This is a genomic window from Leucobacter sp. M11 (assembly GCF_035726885.1).
Classification (GTDB): Bacteria; Actinomycetota; Actinomycetes; order Actinomycetales; family Microbacteriaceae; genus JAPFRB01.
This window is the reverse complement of record NZ_JAPFRB010000006.1, coordinates 21970-23872: the sequence shown is the minus strand read 5'-3', so window position 1 is coordinate 23872 and position 1903 is coordinate 21970. Positions and strand designations below refer to the sequence as shown.

Annotated in this window: 3 protein-coding genes; all 3 read right to left on the bottom strand. The window is 75.1% G+C overall.

The window, feature by feature from the left end; all coding sequences use genetic code 11:
• Positions 1 to 414: iron chelate uptake ABC transporter family permease subunit (locus OOT08_RS17135; protein ID WP_325094061.1), on the bottom strand; the 414-nt coding region annotated here is incomplete at its 3' end.
• Complete coding sequence (locus tag OOT08_RS17130) at positions 411 to 1442, bottom strand: FecCD family ABC transporter permease (RefSeq protein ID WP_325094059.1); 1032 nt, start codon at positions 1440 to 1442, stop codon at positions 411 to 413. The genes OOT08_RS17135 and OOT08_RS17130, both read right to left, overlap by 4 nt.
• On the bottom strand, positions 1439 to 1903 hold a 465-nt coding region (locus OOT08_RS17125), incomplete at its 5' end, for a hypothetical protein (RefSeq protein WP_325094057.1). The genes OOT08_RS17125 and OOT08_RS17130, both read right to left, overlap by 4 nt.

Sequence of the window (1903 nt, the reverse complement as noted above, 5' to 3'; positions counted from 1 at the left end):
GAGCACCCCCGTGTAGGCACCGGTGTTGAAGCCGATCACATCGGGGCTGCCCAGCGGGTTCCGGGTGAGCGCCTGAAAGATCGCCCCCGCGGCCCCGAGCGCGGCCCCGAAGGCGAGTGCGGCGAGTGCCCGCGGCAGCCGCCACGACAGCACCACGGTGCGGGTGAAGGGCTCGGCCTCGCCGGTGAGCGCGGCCCAGACCTCGCCGAGGCGGAGCGGCATGTCCCCGGCGGCCAGGGCGGCGAGCAGGATGCCGAAGCCCAGCGCCGCGGCCGCGGCCCACCGCCAGCGCCCGCCCCGGCGCGCGGCGGGGGTCTCGGGGGCCGCGGGCCCGGTGCTGGCGTCTTGCGGACGGGTGCCGCCGCCCGCGGTAGGGAGGCGGGGGCTCTGTCGCTGGGCGCTGTTCTGGGTCATGAGGCCTTCGGCTTTCTCCGGACGAGGACGAGGAGGAGTGGGGCGCCGAAGGCCGCCGCGACGATGCCGACGGGCAGCTCCCCGGGCCAGAGCACGACCCGGGCAACGATGTCGGCGGCCAGGACGAGCGCGGGGCCGGCCAGGACACTGGCGAGGAGCACCCGCCCGGTACCGACGCCGGTGAGGGGCCGCACGAGGTGCGGCACCATGAGGCCGACGAAGCCGATGGGGCCCGCGATCGCGGTCGCCCCGCCGACCAGGGCCGCCGTGGCGAGCCCCGTGCCGATCCGGGTGAGCGCCGGATGGGTGCCGAGACCGCGCGCGAGATCGTCGCCGAGCGCGAGGGCGTTCAGCGGCCCGGCCACGACGACCGCGAGCGCGCCCCCGACGGCGAGCACCGGGAGGCTCTGGGCGAGCACCTCCGGGTTCGGGCTGGCGAGGGAACCCGCGGACCAGGAGCGCATGGCGTCGAGCATCCTCGGGTTGAGCAGGGTGATCGCGGTCTGCACCCCGGAGATCGTCATGCTGAAGGCGATTCCGGCGAGGATGAGCTGGGAGCCGTCCCGCGTCCCGCGGAGGCCGAGGAGCAGCACGACCGCGGTGACGAGGCCCGCGCCGAGCACCGCGACGGCGGCGATCGAGGTCGCCGAGCGCAGCCCGAACAGGCTCATGCCGATGACGACGGCGAAGGCGGCCCCGGAGCTCACGCCGAGAAGCCCGGGGTCGGCGAGGGGGTTGCGGGTCATGCCCTGCATGAGGGCCCCGGCGGTGCCGAGGGCCGCCCCGACGAGCACGGCGGCGACGGTTCGCGGGGCGCGCACCTCCCCGACCAGGGTGCGCAGCTCATCCCCGCCGCGGCCCGCGAGGAGCTCGCCGAGTTCGTGCGGGGCGACGGGGCGGGAGCCGATCAGGAGGCTCAGGACAACGAGCGCCGCAAGCAGCGCGACGAGGAGCACACCCGCTCCGAGGAGGCGCGCTCCCGGCGCGGTGCCCCCGCGCGGCGGCGCCTCCCGGAGCGAGGCGGTCACGGGGCAGGGATCAGTTCGAGGCCCGGGCGCAGCTGCTCGAGCAGCCACGGCACGGCGACCACGTTCGGGTCTTGGAGCGCCGTTGCCGCTTCGAGCCCGACGGGGACGTAGCGCTCCCCCATGATCGGCTGCTTCGAAACGATCGGGTCCCGCTCGAATTTCTCGCGGAGCGCATCGGATTGGAAGGTCATGAAGAGCACGCCCGCGTCGTTGAAGCGGGGGGCCTGCTCCAGGCTGACATCGATAGCGCCGGGCACGGAGCCCGCCCCGCCGAGCTCGGTGACGGCGGGCAGCGAGACGAGGCCGAGGCGCTGCATGAAGCGGGCGGTCACGTTTTCCTCCTCGACGAGCATCACGACGACCCCGTCGCGGGCCTGGCCGTAGAGGAAGGTGCCGCCGTCGAGCGCCGGCACCTCCGTTTTCAGCGTGTCGATGGCCGCGTCGGCGTCCCGGATCAGGGT